This is a genomic window from Veillonella parvula, from assembly GCF_945949885.1.
GTDB classification, from domain to species: Bacteria; Bacillota; Negativicutes; order Veillonellales; family Veillonellaceae; genus Veillonella; species Veillonella parvula_B.
Window position 1 is genome coordinate 1 of sequence record NZ_CAMFFZ010000014.1, and the last position, 21,277, is coordinate 21,277.

23 protein-coding genes and 3 tRNA genes are annotated in these 21,277 nt (G+C 37.9%); 1 reads left to right on the plus strand and 25 read right to left on the minus strand.

The window, feature by feature from the left end:
• Window positions 1-87: 87 nt before the first annotated feature.
• Entirely contained in the window at window positions 88-780 is a 693-nt protein-coding gene (locus Q7O55_RS05510) for a DNA/RNA nuclease SfsA (RefSeq protein ID WP_303929047.1), read from the minus strand.
• Between the two features lie 122 nt (window positions 781-902).
• Between Q7O55_RS05510 and Q7O55_RS05515 the strand changes: the two genes are divergently transcribed.
• A complete protein-coding gene (locus Q7O55_RS05515; protein WP_303929049.1) occupies window positions 903-3,119 on the plus strand; it encodes a helix-turn-helix domain-containing protein in 2,217 nt (738 codons plus the stop codon).
• Between the two features lie 5 nt (window positions 3,120-3,124).
• On the opposite strand, the gene Q7O55_RS05520 is transcribed toward Q7O55_RS05515, so the two are convergent.
• The 24 genes from Q7O55_RS05520 to Q7O55_RS05635 all read right to left on the minus strand — a co-directional run bounded on the left by Q7O55_RS05520 (window position 3,125) and on the right by Q7O55_RS05635 (window position 21,143).
• Window positions 3,125-3,853 (minus strand): MvaI/BcnI family restriction endonuclease, encoded by a 729-nt coding sequence (locus tag Q7O55_RS05520; RefSeq protein WP_303929051.1) that lies wholly within the window; start codon window positions 3,851-3,853, stop codon window positions 3,125-3,127.
• Window positions 3,846-4,064 carry a helix-turn-helix domain-containing protein gene (locus Q7O55_RS05525; RefSeq protein WP_004698325.1) on the minus strand — a complete coding sequence of 73 codons (219 nt, stop codon included), beginning with the start codon at window positions 4,062-4,064 and terminating at the stop codon, window positions 3,846-3,848. Before Q7O55_RS05525 ends, Q7O55_RS05520 begins: the two co-directional genes overlap by 8 nt.
• 193 nt (window positions 4,065-4,257) lie before the next feature.
• Window positions 4,258-4,334: transfer RNA gene (locus Q7O55_RS05530), tRNA-Arg, on the minus strand.
• A gap of 105 nt (window positions 4,335-4,439) precedes the next feature.
• A tRNA-Gly gene (locus tag Q7O55_RS05535) sits at window positions 4,440-4,513 on the minus strand.
• A gap of 10 nt (window positions 4,514-4,523) precedes the next feature.
• A tRNA-Pro gene (locus tag Q7O55_RS05540) sits at window positions 4,524-4,600 on the minus strand.
• A gap of 380 nt (window positions 4,601-4,980) precedes the next feature.
• A complete protein-coding gene (locus Q7O55_RS05545) occupies window positions 4,981-6,186 on the minus strand; it encodes an NADP-dependent malic enzyme (protein WP_303929052.1) in 1,206 nt (401 codons plus the stop codon).
• Window positions 6,187-6,474: 288 nt separating this feature from the next.
• Window positions 6,475-7,257, minus strand: a complete 783-nt coding sequence (gene speD, locus Q7O55_RS05550) for an adenosylmethionine decarboxylase (RefSeq protein ID WP_008715652.1) — start codon at window positions 7,255-7,257, stop codon at window positions 6,475-6,477.
• A 77-nt stretch (window positions 7,258-7,334) separates the two neighbouring features.
• Window positions 7,335-7,832 (minus strand): metallophosphoesterase, encoded by a 498-nt coding sequence (locus Q7O55_RS05555; RefSeq protein ID WP_303929054.1) that lies wholly within the window; start codon window positions 7,830-7,832, stop codon window positions 7,335-7,337.
• 66 nt (window positions 7,833-7,898) lie between these two features.
• Entirely contained in the window at window positions 7,899-8,474 is a 576-nt protein-coding gene (locus Q7O55_RS05560) for an XTP/dITP diphosphatase (RefSeq protein WP_303929056.1), read from the minus strand.
• A gap of 1 nt (window position 8,475) precedes the next feature.
• Window positions 8,476-9,231 carry a ribonuclease PH gene (rph, locus tag Q7O55_RS05565; RefSeq protein ID WP_303929058.1) on the minus strand — a complete coding sequence of 252 codons (756 nt, stop codon included), beginning with the start codon at window positions 9,229-9,231 and terminating at the stop codon, window positions 8,476-8,478.
• Window positions 9,232-9,394: 163 nt separating this feature from the next.
• Window positions 9,395-10,819 (minus strand): histone deacetylase, encoded by a 1,425-nt coding sequence (locus Q7O55_RS05570; protein ID WP_303929060.1) that lies wholly within the window; start codon window positions 10,817-10,819, stop codon window positions 9,395-9,397.
• Window positions 10,809-12,521, minus strand: a complete 1,713-nt coding sequence (locus Q7O55_RS05575) for a hydantoinase/oxoprolinase family protein (protein ID WP_303929062.1) — start codon at window positions 12,519-12,521, stop codon at window positions 10,809-10,811. Before Q7O55_RS05575 ends, Q7O55_RS05570 begins: the two co-directional genes overlap by 11 nt.
• A gap of 191 nt (window positions 12,522-12,712) precedes the next feature.
• The gene (locus Q7O55_RS05580; RefSeq protein ID WP_004693597.1) at window positions 12,713-13,363 is read right to left on the minus strand and encodes a coenzyme F420-0:L-glutamate ligase; all 651 of its coding nucleotides are present in this window, start codon (window positions 13,361-13,363) and stop codon (window positions 12,713-12,715) included.
• Window positions 13,364-13,375: 12 nt separating this feature from the next.
• Window positions 13,376-13,915 (minus strand): hypothetical protein, encoded by a 540-nt coding sequence (locus tag Q7O55_RS05585; RefSeq protein ID WP_004693598.1) that lies wholly within the window; start codon window positions 13,913-13,915, stop codon window positions 13,376-13,378.
• A gap of 12 nt (window positions 13,916-13,927) precedes the next feature.
• Window positions 13,928-14,731, minus strand: a complete 804-nt coding sequence (gene murI / locus Q7O55_RS05590) for a glutamate racemase (protein ID WP_303929065.1) — start codon at window positions 14,729-14,731, stop codon at window positions 13,928-13,930.
• On the minus strand, window positions 14,724-15,143 hold the full coding sequence (locus Q7O55_RS05595) for a thioesterase family protein (protein ID WP_303929067.1): 420 nt from the start codon (window positions 15,141-15,143) through the stop codon (window positions 14,724-14,726). Before Q7O55_RS05595 ends, murI begins: the two co-directional genes overlap by 8 nt.
• Window positions 15,144-15,259: 116 nt before the next feature.
• Window positions 15,260-15,604 (minus strand): YkvA family protein, encoded by a 345-nt coding sequence (locus Q7O55_RS05600; RefSeq protein ID WP_303929069.1) that lies wholly within the window; start codon window positions 15,602-15,604, stop codon window positions 15,260-15,262.
• A gap of 22 nt (window positions 15,605-15,626) precedes the next feature.
• Window positions 15,627-16,478 (minus strand): hypothetical protein, encoded by an 852-nt coding sequence (locus Q7O55_RS05605; protein WP_303929071.1) that lies wholly within the window; start codon window positions 16,476-16,478, stop codon window positions 15,627-15,629.
• A 126-nt stretch (window positions 16,479-16,604) separates the two neighbouring features.
• Window positions 16,605-17,372, minus strand: a complete 768-nt coding sequence (locus Q7O55_RS05610; protein WP_021147817.1) for an SDR family NAD(P)-dependent oxidoreductase — start codon at window positions 17,370-17,372, stop codon at window positions 16,605-16,607.
• Between the two features lie 11 nt (window positions 17,373-17,383).
• The gene (locus tag Q7O55_RS05615; RefSeq protein ID WP_278470476.1) at window positions 17,384-18,178 is read right to left on the minus strand and encodes a TSUP family transporter; all 795 of its coding nucleotides are present in this window, start codon (window positions 18,176-18,178) and stop codon (window positions 17,384-17,386) included.
• A gap of 65 nt (window positions 18,179-18,243) precedes the next feature.
• Window positions 18,244-18,540 (minus strand): YerC/YecD family TrpR-related protein, encoded by a 297-nt coding sequence (locus Q7O55_RS05620; RefSeq protein ID WP_004693609.1) that lies wholly within the window; start codon window positions 18,538-18,540, stop codon window positions 18,244-18,246.
• Window positions 18,541-18,549: 9 nt separating this feature from the next.
• A complete protein-coding gene (locus tag Q7O55_RS05625) occupies window positions 18,550-19,203 on the minus strand; it encodes a methionine ABC transporter permease (protein WP_303929075.1) in 654 nt (217 codons plus the stop codon).
• The gene (locus tag Q7O55_RS05630) at window positions 19,184-20,230 is read right to left on the minus strand and encodes a methionine ABC transporter ATP-binding protein (RefSeq protein WP_303929077.1); all 1,047 of its coding nucleotides are present in this window, start codon (window positions 20,228-20,230) and stop codon (window positions 19,184-19,186) included. Before Q7O55_RS05630 ends, Q7O55_RS05625 begins: the two co-directional genes overlap by 20 nt.
• 55 nt (window positions 20,231-20,285) lie before the next feature.
• On the minus strand, window positions 20,286-21,143 hold the full coding sequence (locus Q7O55_RS05635; protein WP_012863977.1) for an aminotransferase class IV: 858 nt from the start codon (window positions 21,141-21,143) through the stop codon (window positions 20,286-20,288).
• Window positions 21,144-21,277: the final 134 nt, after the last annotated feature.

The window sequence follows — 21,277 nt, forward strand, 5'->3', positions numbered from 1 at the left end:
GTTTAAACATGAGATCAGAAAATTGATTTAATTTTGTCGCATTACTTATTGCAATTCAAGACTTAAATAAAAAACTATTCACCTCCATTACAACAAACGACTCCTATTAATATAAAAACCTTTTTCTATATCATATTTTAAAGTTGAGAAAACTATCTTCATCCCCATTTTCCTGCACACAGCAATCAACTCAATAAAATCATTACTTTCCTCATTGAATAAAAGCCTATTACATGAAGGATTTAAACTCACAAACCAGTAATAAACCTTATGGACTTCTTCTAATAAAAATTTAATTTTCTGTAATTGAGAAACCGCTCTTCCCATCTTAACATTTGGATAACTAGCAACTTTATCTTCAGATAATATTGTCTTACCTTCAATAATTATATCTTGACTAGATATATACAAATCAGCTCTATAACCATTCCCTAAAGTTTTTTCATAAGAAATCTCGCCTTTTAAATTCTCAAATTTTCTTTGTCTTCTTAAATAATCTCCAATTATAACATTTATTGCTTGCAATTCTAATAAAATAGGACTTCTCTCTTTTTTTACGGCATAAAGCATATATTTAAATTTACTTTTTTTCTTAATAGATTTTAACCATACTTCTTCTCCATTTAAATTGATAAATTGTCCTAACTTACAATTACTGGCAATATAACAATCTTCTATTTTATCATTTACTTTCACTGTACCAGAAAATCGAAATTTCCCTTCCTTAATAAACTCTCCAATAATCAAGTTTCTGTTAAAATTTATATTATCCACACTCATATAAAATATACTCCATTAAATTATATACATTTTAAAACAATAATAACCCCTCATATACGTCTTGACATTATTCCGAGAAAAGAATAATATTGACTTATTAAAATTATCCAAGGAGTTTATCTATGAGTTATATGACTATAAAGAAAGCTGCAGAACTTTGGTCTATAAGCGAACGCCGTTTAACCAAACTATGCAACGAAAATAGAATCCCAGGCGCGCAAAAATTTGGATGGAGTTGGGCCATTCCAGAAGATGCAGAAAAACCCTACGATGGCAGGCGAAAAAAAGTATCTCAAAAAAATAAAGATTCACATTCAAAAGAGTCAGAGCAACTAATCTCCCCAATAATAGAGAGAAAATGGGCTATGCCTAATAAAAATACATTTTCTATAAAACCCATAAAAGAATTGATATTAGATGAACTAACTGAAGGCATTTGGATTGATCCATTTGCCAACTCTAATAAATTAGCAACCATAACTAATGACTTAAACGCTGAATACGATACAGATTATCATATGGATGCTTTAGATTTTTTAAAATTATTTCCTGATAATTCCATAGATGGAATTTTATATGATCCACCATACTCTCCCCGACAAGTAAGTGAATGTTACAATAATGTGGGATTAAGTGTAACTTGGGATACAACAAAATCCTCCTTCTGGTCCAATCATAAGAGAGAAATTTCACGTATATTAAAATTAAATGGTAAAGTTATAACATTCGGTTGGAATAGTGGTGGCATTGGCGCCTCAAATGGTTTTAGTATAAAACGCATATTATTAGTTCCTCATGGAGGCTGGCATAATGACACAATTTGTACTGTAGAAGTAAAAACTAGTACAGCAAAGCTATCACCTAAGAAATTAAAGGAAAAGGATTTAACCCCTGTGAAAAATACACCTAAACACACAAAGGAAGACCGTTTACTAATTCAATGGTTAAAGGAGTTACCAGAAAATTTTTGGGACTTTAAAAACGAAGACACAAATGCTTTCACGCATGGATTACATACATATCCCGCTACCATGATTTATCCTATCAGTAGAAATATCATATCGAAGGTAAAAGAGATATATCCTATTAACACATTACTCGATCCCTTTAGCGGCTCTGGGACTGTCCCCGTAGAAGGTGTATTGGCGGGGATTCCTAACATTTATGCTACAGATATAAATCCTTTGGCTATTTTATTAACAGAAGTCAAATCAAATGCTTTATATCCAAAGAAACTCTGTCAAGACTTTAAAGTTTTACAAGAATCTATTAACTCTAATTATAAATATCATAATGAAACACTTAATACCATTGATGATTTTATACTATCCCAAAACTTAGATATAACCGACAAAAAAACTTGGGGTGAAAATGCTCCAGTCTATATAAAAAAATTTTTACAACAAAAACGTTCAACAATAAATGTACCAAACTTTAAAAATATAGGTTATTGGTTCAAACCTAATATACTATTAGAGTTATCACTAATCGCTCAAGAAATACAAAAAGTTAACAATATAGAATTCCAAAAATTCTATATTGTTGCCTTTAGTGAACTACTAAGATTAGTCTCTAATAGAAGAAATGGCGAATTTAAAATGTATCGAATGCCCGCAGAGAAAATAAAAACTTTCGATCCAAATGTTCTCGATACGTTTTATTCAATTTTACTAAAAAACATCAAGAAAATGGAGGAGTTTTATACCCAAACTAAAACTTTAGCCCCCTCTAATTTACATATCAAACTAGATAATGCTAAAGAGTTAATAAGTATTCCTGATAATAGTATAGATTTACTAATAACTTCTCCACCATATGGAGATAGCCGTACTACAGTAGCTTATGGTCAATTTAGCCGCCTTACACTACAATGGAGTGATTTTTTAGAAAATAAAGATGATATTAGTAACGAAAGCATGAAGCTAGATAATAAACTTATGGGGGGTATTAAATATAGAAATGGATATGCTTATGAGTTATCTAGTCCAACATTAAAAACGGCTTTAAATGATATTGTTTCTAAAGATTTAGAACGTTCTGGAGATGTATTTAGCTTCTATAAAGATTTAGATATGTGCTTAGAAGCAACCTCCAAAAAATCCAAAAAGGGAACCTATCAATTTTGGGTAGTTGGTAATAGAACCGTCAAAGAGGTTTATTTAGAAACTGATAAAATTTTAGCGGAATTAGCACAAGCTCATAATCTACAATACATTACGACATTTACTCGTAATATTCACAACAAAGTAATGCCTTCAAAAAATTCTCCATCTAACAAAGCTGGGGCAACTGTTTCAACAATGCTAAACGAATATATTGTTATACTAAAAAAGCTGTAGGAATACTACAGCTTTTTGCTATCCAATAACTCACTTTGGAACATTAGAGGAAAATCCTTCGTCGCTAGCCTAAATGCAGTGCCATGATCATGAATACGCCCATCCGAATATTGGCCTATTCTAATATCTACTTTTATTATTCCTTGTTCTAGAAAGTTAATCATAGAATCATAGTCAAATCCAGACAATAAATACGCTTCAAGATACTTAAATTCTTCTTTATCCCCAGTGCCTCTGCTATCTGATTTTACATAAACTAATTTATTCTTATACTTTTTATTAAAAGCTTTTTCTAATTTATCTTTACTCCAATAAATATCTTCTATTCCATCATTTGATTGAATAGAGATTTTTTCTTCATCACAATGAAGCTTCAATTGAACTCCCGACCCTTCAATATTTGTAAATCTATCCGCAGATAAAGTCGCATGAAGTACTTTCTTACCATTATCATATCTATCACTACTATAACCAAACTTATCTAATAATACCCTATTAGATCTAGCTGGTTCTGGTGCTTTAGTAAACATTGTTAACATACTATTATTATTTTTTCGAGCGGCTTTTAATTCGTACTCACCAAAATCGGGTTCATCAAGATTATTTTCTGGTATTTCCAATAAATCTTCCAAAGTTTTTCCAACACCAGTAGGACCACTTCTATGCGTTTGCACCCAATTTAATAATTTTACTTCATCAAAAGCATCAATAAAATCTTCTAAATTTTCAATCATCTTTACGCTCCCTTAACAAATCAATTACAGGAATCCCTAGCGCATTAGCAATTCTATCTATATTATCTATTGATATATTCCGTAGTCCCCGTTCTACGGAACTAATATAGGTTCGATGCAGCCCCGCTTTAGCTGCCAATGCTTCTTGAGAAATATCTGCTTTTAATCGATAATATTTCAGATTAGCCCTAAAAATATCTCTTAATAACATTATTTCTACCTCCTAAGATTATTTTCTAAAAATGCACTCTTTATGTCTACAGACAATAAGTTTCATTCTATGTACCATTTCAAAATCAAATTTAAAATAGCTATATTATATTCAATATTAAATAATTACTAATAAAACTACTAAAGTTTATAAAAAAACGGATAGTTCATTACGAACTATCCGCTTATTTCTTTGGTGATCCAGGAGGGATTCGAACCCCCGACCCACGGCTTAGAAGGCCGTTGCTCTATCCAACTGAGCTACTGAACCATGTGGATTACCTATATATGGAATTATCTATTATAGTATAAATTATGTACTATGTATCGTCAACTACACCCTATCTTAGTATACCCTAAAAAAGGCAAAAAAAAATGGAGCGGGTGAAGGGAATCGAACCCTCGCGACCAGCTTGGAAGGCTGGGGCTCTACCATTGAGCTACACCCGCAAATAAAAAATGGTCGGAGCAGCAGGATTCGAACCTGCGACCCCCTGGTCCCAAGCCAGGTGCGCTACCAAACTGCGCTATGCCCCGTCATTAATTACTTTGCTATTATAGCAAACCCGGTAGTTGATGTCAACCACTACTCTTGCTGAGTTCTTACTCTCTCAAGTATCGCTCTGCAACGAAAATTATTATATCATTGATAGAAACTAGTGACAAGTACTTTTTTACAACTTCATTAATTTTTTTACTTATACATTAATACATTCTTTAATATATATCTATCCTTACTTCTATTATCCTATACGCCTACGCCTCTATATCATTTTAATCTATAAATTATTCGCCCTAATAGTATAAAGCCAATCATATGCTAAATCGAGCATATAAAAACATGCACCCCTTTCGAGGTGCATGTTGTATTATTCTATAGTTATATAAGATTTTAAAATGCTAGTAAAGCAAATAGATTAACCTTCGTAGCTACCATCTTCTACTGCTTGAGGATTTTTTGCGATACCTTGTTTTACAGCAACTTCAGCAACTGCTTTAGCAACAGCTGGAGCTACGCGAGGATCGAATACGGATGGCATTACGTTTTCTTCGTTCAATTCACTATCAGGAATCAAGTGAGCCAAAGCGTCAGCAGCAGCTAATTTCATTTCGTCAGTGATTTGAGACGCACGAACGTCAATAGCACCACGGAATACGCCAGGGAATACTGCTACATTGTTGATTTGGTTAGGAGCGTCGGAACGACCTGTACCAGCAACGCGGATACCAGCAGCTTTCATATCAGCATATGTAGCTTCTGGGTTAGGGTTAGCCATTGCAAATACGATTGCATCGTCAGCCAAGTTTTCCAAAATTTCTTTTGTAAAAGCACCTGCTGCAGATACACCAAGAAGAATGTCGGCGCCTTTAGCATTTTCAGCCAAGTTGCCATGTTTTTCTTCAAGTTTAAGCAAATCAATCAATTCAGCTTGCAAAGAGTCAAGTCGTTTGTAGTCTTTGTGCAATACGCCAGAGGATACCAACAATGTGATATCACGAGCACCTGCAAGGTACAACAAGCGAGCAATGTTTGCACCAGCAGCACCAGCACCGTTTACAACGATTTTAGCAGTAGCTAAATCTTTTTTAACTAAACGAAGAGCGCCTTTTACACCAGCTAAACATGCAATTGCAGTACCGTGTTGGTCATCATGGAATACAGGGATTTCTAACTCTGCTTTCAAACGATTTTCAACTTCATAGCATTTAGGAGAGGAAATATCTTCTAAATTAATACCAGCAAAGTTTTTTTGCAATAATTTTACTGTATTGATCAATGTATCAGCATCTTTTGTATCTACAACCAATGGAATGCAGTCTACATCACCGAATTTTTTGAACAATAAGGATTTACCTTCCATTACTGGCAATGCTGCTGCAGCGCCAATATCACCAAGACCAAGTACACGAGTACCGTCAGATACAACGGCAACCATGTTGGAACGGCAAGTTAATTCGAAGGATTCTGCTTCATTATCTTTAATACGCAAGCATGGTTCTGCTACACCTGGTGTGTAAGCTACAGATAAATCATGAGCGTCTTTTAATTCATATTTTGTTCCTACAGTAAGGAAACCTTTTAATTCACGTTTCTTTTGTACAGCTAATTCACGTACGTCCATAACTATTCTCCTTTGTGGATACACTCGGACTCTTTAGAGTCGGTAATTTATACCTTTAACTAATTGTATTATACATAATGCAACATAACAATTCAAGTTTTTTCGATATAGTTTTTTGAACTTTTTAAAAATAACTATCATTAAGATCCCGTAGTAATAAAGATTAAGCTCCATTAGCAATAAAGTAAATTATAAAAAAGTAGATAAACCATATAAGGCTTATCTACTTCAAGTCTATCTTCATATTATACGCTAAAAGCTGTCACAACAATGTCATAAAAGCTGTCTTTAAGCTTTTACAGATGGCAAATTGCGTCCATAGAAAATTTCCATCATTTCTTGTTTTAATTGATGTTTAATTTGCTTGATTTCACGATCGCTCAACTCAGACTCAGTGATGCCAAAAAGATAATTATCTAAATCAAATTCTTTTAACATCATCTTTGTATGGAAAATATTTTCTTGATATACATTTACATCAATCATGTTGTACATGTTGCGAGTTTTTGCACTGATATAATTTTGAATGGAATTGATGCGATGATCGATATAAATCTTCTTACCAGATACATCACGAGTAAATCCACGTACATGATAATCCAAGGTAAGAATATCAGAGTCAAAACTTTGAATTAAATAATTCAGTGCATTTAGTGGAGAGATTTGTCCACATGTAGAAACTTCAATGTCGGCACGGAATGTACTAATCCCTTTGTGCGGATGACTTTCAGGATAAGTATGTACAGTGAGATGCGATTTATCTAGATGCATAACTACATCTTCTTTTTCAATTTCCTCTTCAGAAATCAAAATCGTAACAGACGCACCTTGAGGATCATAATCTTGTTTCGCTACATTAAGGATGTTAGCGCCAATAATATGGCTAACTTCCGTCAAAATAGCCGTTAAACGATCCGCATTGTATACTTCATCAATGTACTGAATGTATTGTTTTTTCTCTTCTTCCGTACGAGTATAACAAATATCATAAATATTAAAACTCAATGTCTTTGTGAGATTGTTAAAACCATATAACTTCATTTTAGGCTTTGCTTTAACTGGTGTATCCATGATATGTCATAACCCTTTCCATGCATAGACTTACTATTCCTTTTGAAAGTTTCGCAAACGAAGCTTTCACCATATAACTAAACAATATCTTGTTTATACACAAACTCTACATCAAACTGTCCATTATCGTAGGTAACGATGGCAAAGGTACCACCGGAGCGATCACGAGCCAAAGAAATACTGCCAGGATTTACAAATACCGCATCACGGGCACGAACCTCACCATGATGATGGCTATAACCGGACACGATGAGTCGCGCACCCATGTCAGTTCCTAACTCAATCAGTTTTTGTATTCGATTATAATATGATACCTCATGACCATGAGTCATGTAAATATAAGTATCTTCGAGCGGAATCAATTGCTCTCGTGGTTCAAGCGGTTGCACACGATCATTATTGCCACGCACCGCATAAACAGGAATATCCGTATGTTCCTGCATATAGCGTGCATCATCGCCAAAATCACCAGCATGAAGCCACATATCAATATCTTGATCGGCAGTAGCCTCCAATACGAGGTTAATATCCTCTAGATACCCATGAGTATCACTTAAAATGCCAATTCGTTTCATTGTATTTAATCTCTAATGCCACTATATTATATATTTATATGAACTATACCATATAGTTCAAAAATATCAAAGCTTGTTAATCAATTCACGTAGTGCACGGCCACGATGACTAATAGTTTCCTTCTCTTCTATACTAAGCTCTGCCATCGTCTTTTTAAACTCAGGCACATAGAAGTACGGATCATAGCCAAAGCCATTTTCCCCTTTTGGCTCATCTTGAACGAGTCCATCGCAATAGCCTTCAGCCGTCACTTCTCGACCGTCAGGATATACAAGTGCTAAAGCACATACATAATGACCTGTACGGTTACTTTTCCCTTGTAGTTCACGAATTAACTTCTCGTTGTTTGCATGGTCATCACCATGGCGACCTGCATAACGCGCAGAATATACACCTGGTGCACCATTGAGGACATCAACCGTAATGCCAGAGTCATCAGCAAGACATGGGCGATTCGTAGCCTTTGCATAGTAGCGAGCCTTCAACAAAGCATTTTCCATAAAAGTTGTACCAGTTTCCTCAGGCTCCTCAATAAAAATCATAGCTTTTACAGGTACACAATCGATAGATAAATGGGAGAAAGCCTCGGAGAACTCACGAATTTTTCCTTTATTGCCTGTAGCAAGTACAATTTGTTCCATCTTACACCTCCGGAGCTGTAGGATACGCTTTACCTACTTTATCTGCTGTCGCACCAAGCACTTCACGTTGCTTTGCCATGAGCTCATCAGCAGCAGCTTCTGCTAGATCAAGTAAAGTGTTGAGCTCATCCCGATTAAATGTACCGTGTTCACCTGTACCTTGCACTTCAACCATATTGCCAGAACCTGTACGAACTACATTCATATCTACGATGGCAGCACTATCCTCTTCATAGCAAAGGTCCGTAATAGGACCTTCTGGACCAATACCTACAGAGATGGCTGCACAAAAATCAGTAATTGGGAATTTTCCTGCTCCGCCAAAGGTGAAGTCCACCGCATCAACGAGGGCTACAAAAGCACCCGTAATAGATGCTGTACGCGTACCGCCATCCGCTTGGATAACGTCGCAGTCGATAGTGATAGAGCGTTCTCCTAATGCTTCAAGGTCTACAACAGCACGCAATGCACGACCGATAAGACGTTGAATTTCTACAGTCCGTCCTGTTTGTTTTCCCTTTGCAGCCTCACGGCTCACGCGAGTTTGCGTAGAACGTGGCAATAATGAGTATTCCGCAGTTACCCATCCTTGCCCAGAACCTTTTAACCAACGTGGCACAGAATCCTCAACAGTAGCCGTACAGATAACTTTGGTCTTACCACACTCAATAAGTACAGATCCTTCTGCATACTCTGTAAAATTCCGTGTTATTTTAATAGGTCGCAATTGACCGGCTGTTCTATTATCGCTGCGCATAGGAACCTCACCATTCTAAAACTAAATATTAGAACGCCCCTTACACAAAGGGGCGTTATTTCTTATATTATATCATAATTTTTCTATTTTTCAGTATTACGAATCATATTATAATTTACGATTCTAACATGATGACTCGCATTATTATTTATGGAAATTAACATTATAGTTCATATTGTCCGTCACCAAGTGGATCTACCACAACGTAACGGCTTGCTCCCCCTTCTACTTTGGCTCGTTTTGCTTCTACAATAGCATCTTGACGCGTCCCTTCATCTGCTTGCCAAGGTATAAACATAGCATATACACTTTGCGGCCCATACGGTCCGTATTGTCCTCGCGAGAGCACGCTATGCCAGCCTACCTTGTCTTCGTACATGTGCACCTTTTCAAGGCGCTCCTCTTGTACGCCTGTTTCATCGTAGTACACGTTATAATGATTAGACCAAACATCCCCTGCACCTACGCGCTCGTCTTCGGCCATCTTATGACGGTTAGCCCATTGTATTTTCCACTTAACGATTAAATCATCTAGGTATCTAGTTACATTTTGACTCTGTTTGTATTTAACAGGATCAAAGGCAGGTTCTACGACTTTGCTGTAATCAAGACCTGCCATGGATAAAATGATACCCGTATTTACATATGGCAACGCTTCTTGTACGGAATAGCCTCCTTCAAGTACAGCTATATCTGCTTGTAACAAATCGACTAATTCTGCATAACCCTTCGCAGTTACCTGCATATTAGCCAACGGATCACTAAAGTGATTATCTTGTCCTGCCGAGTTAATGACGATATCTGGATTAAACTCTTCAAGGATAGGCAATACAAGCTCACGCATGACCTTCATCAAGCCTTCGTCACCTGTGCCCGGAGGCAGCGGAATATCTATATTACCACCGATAGCCTGAGGTCCACCAAATTCATCCATAAAGCCTGTTCCTGGATAGAGGGTTCGTCCATCTTGGTGAAAGCTAATATACAATGTATCTGGATCGTGGTAAAACACATCTTGAGTACCATCACCATGGTGTACATCGGTATCTACTACGGCAATGCGTTTGAGTCCATAGGTTTGACGTATGTGTTGAATCATAACGGCTTCAATATTAATCGTACAGAAGCCGCGAATACCATGAACCATAGCCATTGCATGGTGACCTGGTGGTCTTACTAACGCAAAAGCACGGTCTACTTCACCGCGCATGACTGCATCAGCTGCCGCAATAGCACCTCCAGCAGATACCCGATGAGCTTCAGTCACCCAAGACTCTAAATCTGGAGCACCAACGTGAACCCGCTCTATTGTATCCCAATCAGCTACTATTGGATTATATTCTCTAATATTCGGTATATCTAACAGACCTTCCTCTACGATTTGATCACGCGTATAAAGTAAACGCTCTTGTCGTTCAGGATGTGTTTCAGAAATTTTCCAGTCAAACGCAGGGAAGAATACTAGACCTAAACTGTGATTATATTCAGCTTTATCAATAGTAGAATTCACGTCGTCATTCAGTTTCGTATTCATATTCTTTTCTATAAGGCCATGACGCTCACGATAGGATAGACCTTTATTCCACATTGTGTTTCACCCCCGTCGCTAGTTGAACTTTTACCGTAATTAAACGCTCCATAGATTGCCATCCCTCTACCACAGGGAAATCCTCAATGTTAATGATCTCGATTTCTTGCGCTGTATCTAATCCTAAACGTAAAGCCTCTTCACTAAGAACCTCTTTAGCTCGTTCTACAACTTGTTCTGCTCGTTTTAAAGTACAATTTTGCTGTTTAATGCCTAATTCTGGAATGACAAGTAAACGACGTTTTGTATCTACATGAATAGTGAGTTCGATGGTAGATAAAGCTAGTGCAGCGCCTATAGCATTTGCTACGGCAGCATTCTCAGGAATCGTAACAGGTAACTCTAGATACTCACCGATACTTGGACCTAAATTTGGCGCTGTTCCCCCTACCACAACGATATGCTCTGGTACAAATACATCAGGATTTACGATATCTGCTACCACATAAATAGGTCGTTTATTTTCTACTTTTACGACCTCGTTAATACCATGTTGAATCGTTTGCAACGCTTTTTCTACGATTAGTCGTGCTACATCAGAGGCAGTCTTAATAAGAGTTAATTGATTATTTGAGGTATTTACATTATTAGATCGTAATGTAGCCTGTATAGCATCCGCTAAATCTTGTAAAGCTCGTGATGCCAGATTAAAGTCACCATAGTTTGCATGACCGAGCACGATAAGTGCATCCCCTAATGTAGGTTCTACACCACCAAGAGCCACCGATGGCCCCACTCGTTCAGGACCTACCGTAAGGTCACCGACTTTAAGACGAACTACGGATTCACCTCCGATACCGACGGAAGTAACGGCAAAGGATCGTACCGCACTTGGATATTCACGGATAGATACACCACTTTTTGTCATCAATGGTTTACCATGCTTCCAAAGGGATATATCCGTTGTAGTACCACCAATATCTAGAGCCACTATATGCTTATTTCCTATAACACCGAGAGCCGATAGTCCAAGAACTGTTGCAGCAGGTCCCGTAAAGGTCGTTTCTACAGGTCGGCTCACCATATGCTCCATAGGTAGAGAACCACCATCGGCCTTTAAAATGTGAAGCGGCGCAATGATATTACGTACTTTAAGAGCCTCTTCGACATTTTTCTTGAACACTGTAAATACTGGTGTCACAGCACTATTAAAATAAGCGCTAATAGTACGACGAGGGAAATTTAAAGAACCACTTAATAAACTGCCATTAGAAATTGTATGATACGTATTTTTCAGTTCCTCTGTAATAGATAGTTCTTCTTGAGGATTCCGCACCCCAAATTTAGCGGACACAGCAGCCAAATCGGTACCACTACGTGCTTGAACCATGTTGGCTATACCACGTACAGCATCAGCAGGGGTACGCTCTACAACGATACCTCTATGATCTGTATAACCTTGAAGATATATAGGGCTTACAGGAAAAATATAATCAACGTTTCGCCCATGTCCTGTTACTACATAAAGGTCTACAGGCTGCTCCTTTCCTTCTACAATGGTATTAGTCACAACTGTAGTAGACAAGGTAACTTGATTTATAAGCGAGGTATCACAGTTTTGAAGAACTGCATCAAGAGCCTCTCCAATACCATGCATTAAATTATCCTTTGTGGTCCGCTTTTTAGCAGATCCAATCACACGATAACCATCAATGATAACCGCATCGGTGAAAGTACCACCCACGTCTAAACCTAATAACATATAACCTCCTTTTAGTATTAATAAAGAATCCATACAAACTCAAAACGTAGTAAAGAAAACTCCATTTAAGCTAGCATATACTCTCTATTTGATCTAATATGCAATCCCTATTCAAACCTGCGTATAGTCCATATTCAGGCTCATTATATAAAAAGCTGTACCCATCTCTATGTGATGAGTACAGCCTTCTGTTATTTACCAGATACAGATGCGTAATTTTTGATGATAACAATCGGAGTCATTTGACTATCGTTACCAAATGGATTATCAATCAACAATTGTGCAATTTTTTTAGCGTCAATTCCACGACTTGTACCTAAAATAGCGGACCGTTTCAAATCATTAACATCAGCTACAACGGCACCATAACAACCAGTGCGAGATACAATTTTCTCAGCCACTTTATCAGGATCCTTTGGACCAAATACAATGTGCTTATCAAATGGAGGCATAGTCCCCGTTACATCATCTGTTAAGGATGCAGCCCGAGCAATTGCATAGAATACCCCTGGTTTACGGAAAATTTTAGCAATAGCGCCTAAAATAAAAGCACCTAATACCTTCCATTTACCATCCAAATTCATAGCCGATTGCATACCATAAATAGATGCCATGGAACCATCTGGATGGATAAAACGATTAATTAAACGAGCTTGCCAGCACACATTTAGCTCTTCAGGACGTGTAAAACGACCTTGCGTAATAGCTACTACAGATTCAGCAACGCATACGATATCTTCAGGTCCAATATTATGTCCGCCAAATTCAACGATAGCATCAACGATGTCATCATTATCTGTAAGAATACGTGTTGGCACACATACTAACTCTAATTCTGCCATTGTTATACCTCCTTATTGAACCATTGCTGCTTGAACTTCTTCAGCAGTCAAACGAATACGCTGTTTATCGATATGATAGTCTGTCCGGCCTACGATTTGGTAGTAAATATCGATGTCCATATAAGGGAATCCCTTAATATCTTCTCGAATATTGCCAGTTTTACCTGTTAATGTAACATATACACGAATTGTGCCACCTTTGCGTGGTTTGATAATTATAGCTTCAAAGTATCCATCTTGACGCGGACGATTAATATCCATAGCCCAAGCATTTACCTTAACTGCATCAAAATGTTCTTCTGGTAATAATGGACGTGGAAATAAGTCCATTATTGTGCCCAATTGGCGCCCTTTATTTACAAATGGTATATCACAGAACAAAGTAATGGACTCAAAACTACGATCAGACACTTGGAAGTTCGTTGCCCGTTTCGCTAATAAGACAATATTTTCATTACCTTGTTTCAACACAAACAAACGGAATAATAAGTACAGAGCTGCAACAGCCACAATAATAGCGATTACTGCACTGAGGATGTTATAAAACCACATAGGGTATCTCCTTTATAATGTAATATGTTCAATGGTACGACGGCTTGTATCAAGGAAGGATGCACTCAACGTATCACCAAGTTCGACATCCTTTGTAAAATACAATGTCACGGTGCCTAGAGTATCTTGAGGATTGAAAAGATTTTTACTCTCTAGTCTGTGACGAACCAATTCACTTGTTTCAAAAGCAGGATCAATGAACTGAATGCGACACGATGTTAGTTCCTCTAGTAAAGGTTGTACAAATGGAAAATGAGTACACCCCAAAACAACAACCTCAATTTCTCGAGATAATAAAGGTTCTAAATAATCCTTGCATACTTCACGAACAAAGTAATCATCTAAATGACCTTGTTCAATAAGCCCCGCCAACTCTGGACAAGATTGTTCCCAAACAAAAACCTCGTGATCAACTTCTAATGCCACATGCTTATGAATATGACTATTTACAGTGGCCACGGTCGCCATAATACCGATAGTCTTGCTTTTACTTTTATTAATAGCTGTTTTTACACCTTGTGATACACCAATAACTGGCACAGATACAAGTTCACGTACCGCATCAAGAGCCACAACGGTGAAGGTGTTACAAGCAATCACCATCAACTTAACAGGCTGCTTTTCTAGCGTCTCCGCAATACGGCACGCTAAATAAGTGATTTCATCATCACTGCGATTACCTACAGGATTATTCGCATTATCACCGATATAGATAAAATCTTCGTTAGGAAATTGTTCTTGTAATACCTTTAACACAGATAGTCCGCCTACACCAGAGTCAAATACACCGATAGGCAATTGTTGTACATTACTCATGCGGCATCTCCTCAACAGCTGCTAACATAGGCAGGTAAAAAGTATCGTCTAATCGCACAATTTTTCCTGTTAATTTTGACATAAAGGCATTCTTAGTTTCCCCCGTAGCAAGTATTGCACCATCACTAGCACGGTGCATGCGATAGCGAAACACCATTTGAGCCCTCGTCATCTTAACCAAATACGTTTCGATGTGAAGTTCATCATCGAAATTCGCAGGTTCTTTATAATTGCAAGATACATTCATGATGGGAAATACAATATCCTCATTCATCATATCCCACAAAGTGACACCGATCTTACGAAGGAATTCAATGCGCGCCATTTCAAACCATCTAAAATGATTACTATGGTGAGCAATCCCCATCATATCAGTTTCATAAAATCGTACATTTACTGAAGCAATATGCATAAATTCTGTCCTTTTTAAATAGTATACAATTTTTATTCTATATCTATTACTTTAGTGTGTCAAATAAATAAAGGCAGTTCAATCACTGTGGATCAAACTGCCTAAAATGGTAAAAGTTAGCGACTGCTACCAAATGGAAAGAATTTTTTTGCCTCTTCTTGATGACTCGTTTTGATATAACGATTCGCAATCTTAAAGGCTAATCCGAGTACTGCCACATCATCTACCCAACCTAATACAGCAATCGTATCCGGTACAATATCAATAGGTAATACCAAATATCCTAAGGCACCTGCAATGACCGCTTTTACATATTTGGGAGTGTCCTTGTCGCGAAAACAAAGGAACAAGGTTACTGCTTGTTGTACAAAGGTAAGTTTCTTACCATATCGACCAAGAAACCCTAAAAATCTTGATTCGCTAAAATACTTACCATATTTAATAATCTTAAATGGATTCATAGTAATAATAATCCTTCAGCGTTTATTTACGCAAACCGCCAATTTTATCTTTCGCTGTGTTAACAGTGTTTGTAGCAACATCTTTTGCTGTCTCTACAGCATCAGAAGCTTTAGTTTTTGCAGTTTCTACTGCTACCTGTGCAGAAGCTTTTGCCACTTCTACACCACCTTTTGCGAATTCTTTAGCTACTTCAATACCTTCTTTAGCAGAATCAAGTTTTTCTTTCGCTGCATCAGAAACCTTTGCTACAACTTCTGCTGCGTTATCATGAATTTGGTATTTTGTTTCATTATTCCATTTATTGATGGCAGGTGTTACTTTTTCTTCGTAAACTTGCTTTAAAGATTCTTTAGCAAGACCTGTTTCATTAGCAATCCCAGCCCATACGTCACGTTGACCTTGAGTGAAAAGAATACTAGCACCCGCATCACGAACGATTTCAGAAGCAATAGCTTTACCATTTTCAAGGAATTCAGCAACCATCGGTTTGTAACGTTCGATATCAGAAGGCATACCATCTTGAATCCAAATATTTGCAATTTTACCAATAGCATAAGTTAAACCGATAGCTACAGGAACGCGAACAGCTTTAATTGGAATTAGAAGGGATACTGCAGCTGTACCTACAGCTGTGCTAAGACCACCTACTAAACCAACTACAGCACCAGCTTGCAATTCTACGTCATAAAGATGAGCAATACGAGTTACCATGTACGTAGCATTGGCGCACAAAGCGACACTGCTGAATTTAGAGGATAATGCCAATGCTGCCGCACGACCTGCCCCCCAGAAAATAAATTGTTCAACTTGATAGTCACGATCTTGAGATCCATCCATAAGCGGCTCAAGTGTTACGCCATTATATTCTGCCATAAGTATTCTCCTTTGTTGTGAACCAACTATAGGTCTTATTATTAGTATTATTATACCATTCTATTGATAGAAGTGAAATGAATTTTTCTAATTATCCATATATAACAGCTTCTAATATTTTCTATATTACCAACTTGTGAGTCCACCATCGATTGTCCATGCTGCACCTGTCACAAAAGAAGCCTTATTACTCAACAAAAATACAATTACTTCGCCAATTTCATGGGGCTTAGCAATGCGACCTAGTGGGTAATGTTGGCCCATTTCAGCCTTTGCAGCTGCCGCATCTTGATTGGCATTAGCAATCTGTTTGTCCACTAATGATGTATCTACATCACCAGGACACACACAGTTTACACGAACACTGTGAGGTGCCATTTCAAGGGATAGAGATTTTGTAAAGCTCACTACAGCCCCCTTTGATGCACCATATACAGAACACGCTACATTACCTTGTAAACCTGCATCACTAGCGATCGTTACAATACTGCCCTTTGATGATCGTAAATAGGGAAGCGCCGCTTGACATAAGAATACAGTACCTTTTACATTAGTCCCAAACATTTCATCAAAAGCTGCCTCTGTAACATCAGCTAGCAATTCTTCTTCATAGTAGCCTGCAGCTGTTACAAGAGCAGACACCCCACCAAACAAATCTACTGTTTCTTTTACAATTCGCTGACAATCCTCAATTTTAGATACATCACCTTGAATATATTGTACCTTAGATGAATAACGACGTAGCTTAGTTTTAGCCTTTTGACCAACTTTTTCATTTCGACCATTGATGACTACACACCAACCTTCTTTGAGTAAAAGCTTTGCCGTAGCAAATCCAATACCCGATGTACCACCACTGATCAAGGCCACTTGTACATCACTTTTATGAGGCATACCTTGCCCTCCTATAAAGTTGAAACATAGTCATAGACTAATTTCAACAACATAACTGTCGTTACCGACAAGAATACAACTCGCACCAAAGATGAGCCTTTTACAATGGCGAGGTGCGATCCTACATAAGCGCCAATAATTTGACCCACTCCTGCAGCCAGACCATACATAATATTCACATGCCCTAAATATAAAAATACCAATAAAGACGCCAAATTACTAGTAAAATTTAATATTTTTGCGTTAGCAGAAGCATGCAAGAAATCAAAACCTGTAAAGATAAAACCCATAATCAAAAACGTACCTGTACCAGGTCCTATAAAGCCATCATATATACCGATACCAAGAGCAAACGCCATGCAAATATATAACGCTTTTCCTGCTACCTGAGATGTACGATTGATTTCACCCCAGTCTTTTTTGAACACCACAAAAAGTGTTACACAAACAAGTAATATGATGATAATAGGCTTTACATACAGTGGAGGTAAAGAAACAACCGCCAATGTACCAAGCATAGAGCCCACAAAGGTAAAAGGCAATAATTTACGAACTAGAGAGAAATCAACCATGTGATTTCTCAAAAATGTAATGGATGCGCTACCAGCTCCAAAGATACTAGATAATTTATTACTGCCCAGAGCCACACTAGGTGGAAGATTTGTTAATAACATGGCAGGTACAGAGATAAGGCCTCCACCGCCCACAATGGAGTCTACAAAGCCAGCAAATGCACCAGCTACGGCAAGTAAAATGAGTATAAGGATATCGAATGGTAAACCTGTTACCGCAATGAGCCACTCCATAATAAACCTCCTACAGATAGCACATCAACGGTCGCCAAAGACCACCGTTGTCATGCTAGTTTATTTTATTTTGCGCCTAGACGATCGAGAGCCAATGTATAACCATCCGCACCATATACTAAACAGCGCTTTACACGACTAATCGTCGCAGTACTCGCACCTGTTTCTTCTACAATTTTCTCATAGCTATCCCCTGCACGAAGCATTTTTGCTACCTGCAAACGTTGAGATAATGCTTTTAATTCGTTAATCGTACAGATGTCTTCAAAAAATGCATAGCATTCTTCTGTATTTTCAAGCGTTAAAATGGCGGTGAACAATTCGTCATTTTGTTGACTTCTCAATTTTTCATTGATACTCATCGGATCCTCCTACTTCTTATTCATCGCTTTAGACCAAGCATCACCAATCATTTGTACAACTTGTACCAATACAATCAAGATGATGATTGTAGCGATCATAATATCGGCTTGGAAACGTTGGTAACCATATCGGATAGCAATATCTCCGAGACCACCCCCGCCGATAGCACCTGCCATCGCAGAGTAACCGATGAGGTTGACGATAAGCACCGTCACATTGTCAATAATTGTTGGCAATGCTTCTGGTAATAATACTTTCCAAATGATTTGTAATGGGCTTGCCCCCATGGATTGAGCCGCCTCGATAACACCAAAATTAATATCCTTAATAGACGTTTCTACAAGGCGCGCCAAGAATGGAATCGCCGCAATTGTCAATGGTACACATGCTGCAGTTGTACCGATGGATGTACCTACCACCATGCGAGTAAATGGAATGATGGCAACCATCAAGATGATGAAAGGTACGGAACGAATGGCATTCACAATTGCACCTAACACTTTATTTAGTGCTACGTTTTCCAAGATATGACCTTTAGAAGTAACAACCAAAACAACACCAAGAGGAATACCTAATAACATTGCCATTACCGTAGAAATTATCGTCATTTGCAATGTATCAAGGGTACCAGTTATGAGTAGATTAATGATTTGCTCTGACATAACCGATCACCTCGCTTTCAATTGGTAACGTTTTGATGTAGTCCAAACCTTCTTGTGCATTTTCTGGGTCACCATTCAAGATAACGATGAGGCGACCAACGCTCGTATTTTGGATGTAATCAATGCCGCCAAAAAGGATGCTTACATCTAAATTAAAGCGTCTTACAAGACCTGCTACTACAGGCTCATCTGTTGCTTGTCCTGTAAATTTGAGGCGAACTAATGGCGCGGTTCCTGCAATCCATTGATCATGCAACTCTAGATGTTCCAATGCTTCTGGAGGTAAGTTTTCACTCACTACAGAGTTAATAAACTCTTTTGTCGTATTTTCGCGAGGATGTGTGAATACTTCAACCGTGCTACCTTCTTCGAGTATTACACCGCCTTCAATAACTGCCACACGATCACAGATTTCACGAATAACATGCATCTCATGTGTAATGAGCACAATAGTGAGCCCCATCTTTTCGTTAATATCTTTCAACAATTTCAAAATAGAATCTGTTGTTTGAGGATCAAGGGCAGATGTGGCTTCATCACAAAGGAGAACCTTTGGATTTGAGGCCAATGCACGAGCGATACCAACACGTTGCTTTTGACCACCAGATAATTGAGATGGATAGTTGTTCATACGCTCTGTAAGACCTACGATATCAAGGATCGGCTCGATGCGCTCCTTGATTTCAGCCTTGCTCATACCTTGTAATTCCAACGGAAATGCTACATTGTCATACACTGTGCGAGAGGACAAGAGGTTAAAATGTTGGAAAATCATACCGATATCTTTGCGTGCTTTACGCAAAGCTGATTTACTAAGTGTGGTTAAGTCTGTACCATTTACGATAACAGAGCCAGATGTAGGTGCTTCGAGCATATTGATGCAACGAATCAAGGTGGATTTACCGGCACCGGATTGGCCGATAATGCCAAAGATTTCGCCTTCTTTCACATTTAGGCTAATATCTTTCAACGCTTCCACACGAGTAGCACCTTCATAGACTTTACTAATGTGTTCTAATTGTATCAAAATAATTTCCTTTCTTAAGGTAAATGTGTACCATTTGATGAAAGCAACTTATCTATCAAGGTAGCCCTTCTTCCATCAATTTTTCTAGTGCTTCGCGTAGACGAAGTGTAATGGCACCTGGTTTACCACCAGATACTAAATTTCTGTCTAGCTTAGTAATTGGGATGACACCACCAATTGTATCGGTAAAGAATAATTCATCCGCATCATCTACAAAATTACGATCGAATTCTTTCTCAATAATGGTAATACCTAAAGATGGTGCTACACGCGTTAAGATCATTTGGCGCGTAATACCTTTTAAGATATGATTATCCGCTGGATGCGTGTACAAGATACCATCCTTAACAGCAAACACATTAGATGTGGCGCCTTCTGTACAAATGCCATCACGGAACAAGATTGCTGTATAAGCAAATTTCTTTTCTGCTTTTGTTTGTGCCAAGATATTCGGGATCAAGTTTGTAGTCTTAATATCTACATGATCCCAACGTTCATCAGGTAAAGCTATCGCTTTTACACCTTCACCCAATTTATTGACTTCATCTAAATCCAAGGTACGGATAGACATAAGCATTTGTGGTTCTAATTTGGAGCGATCATAAGCATGGTGACGTGGTGCTACACCACGAGAGATTTGTAAATAAATATAGCCCTCTTTGATTTCACTTTGCTCGATCAAAATTTCGTGCAATTCTGTCAAATCATCAGGGGTCATTTTTACAGGGATATCCATTTCACGCATAGAGCGATACAAACGATCTTGGTGGTAAGACAAAGCGAAGCAACGGCCCTTTACGACGCGAACAACTTCATATACAGAATCACCAAACAAATAGCCACGGTCATCAATACTGATAACTTTGGCACCTGGTTCAACGAATTCACCGTTAAAATATGTTAATTCTTGCATAGGAGCACCTCTTTTTCTTTTCGTTACTCTATCAAGTGGTAATCATCATGGACTTATTATAACACAATTACTTTCAAATTTTCACACTTTACTTTGTGAAAGATATTAATTAGATATACAAAAATCCGCTAGGA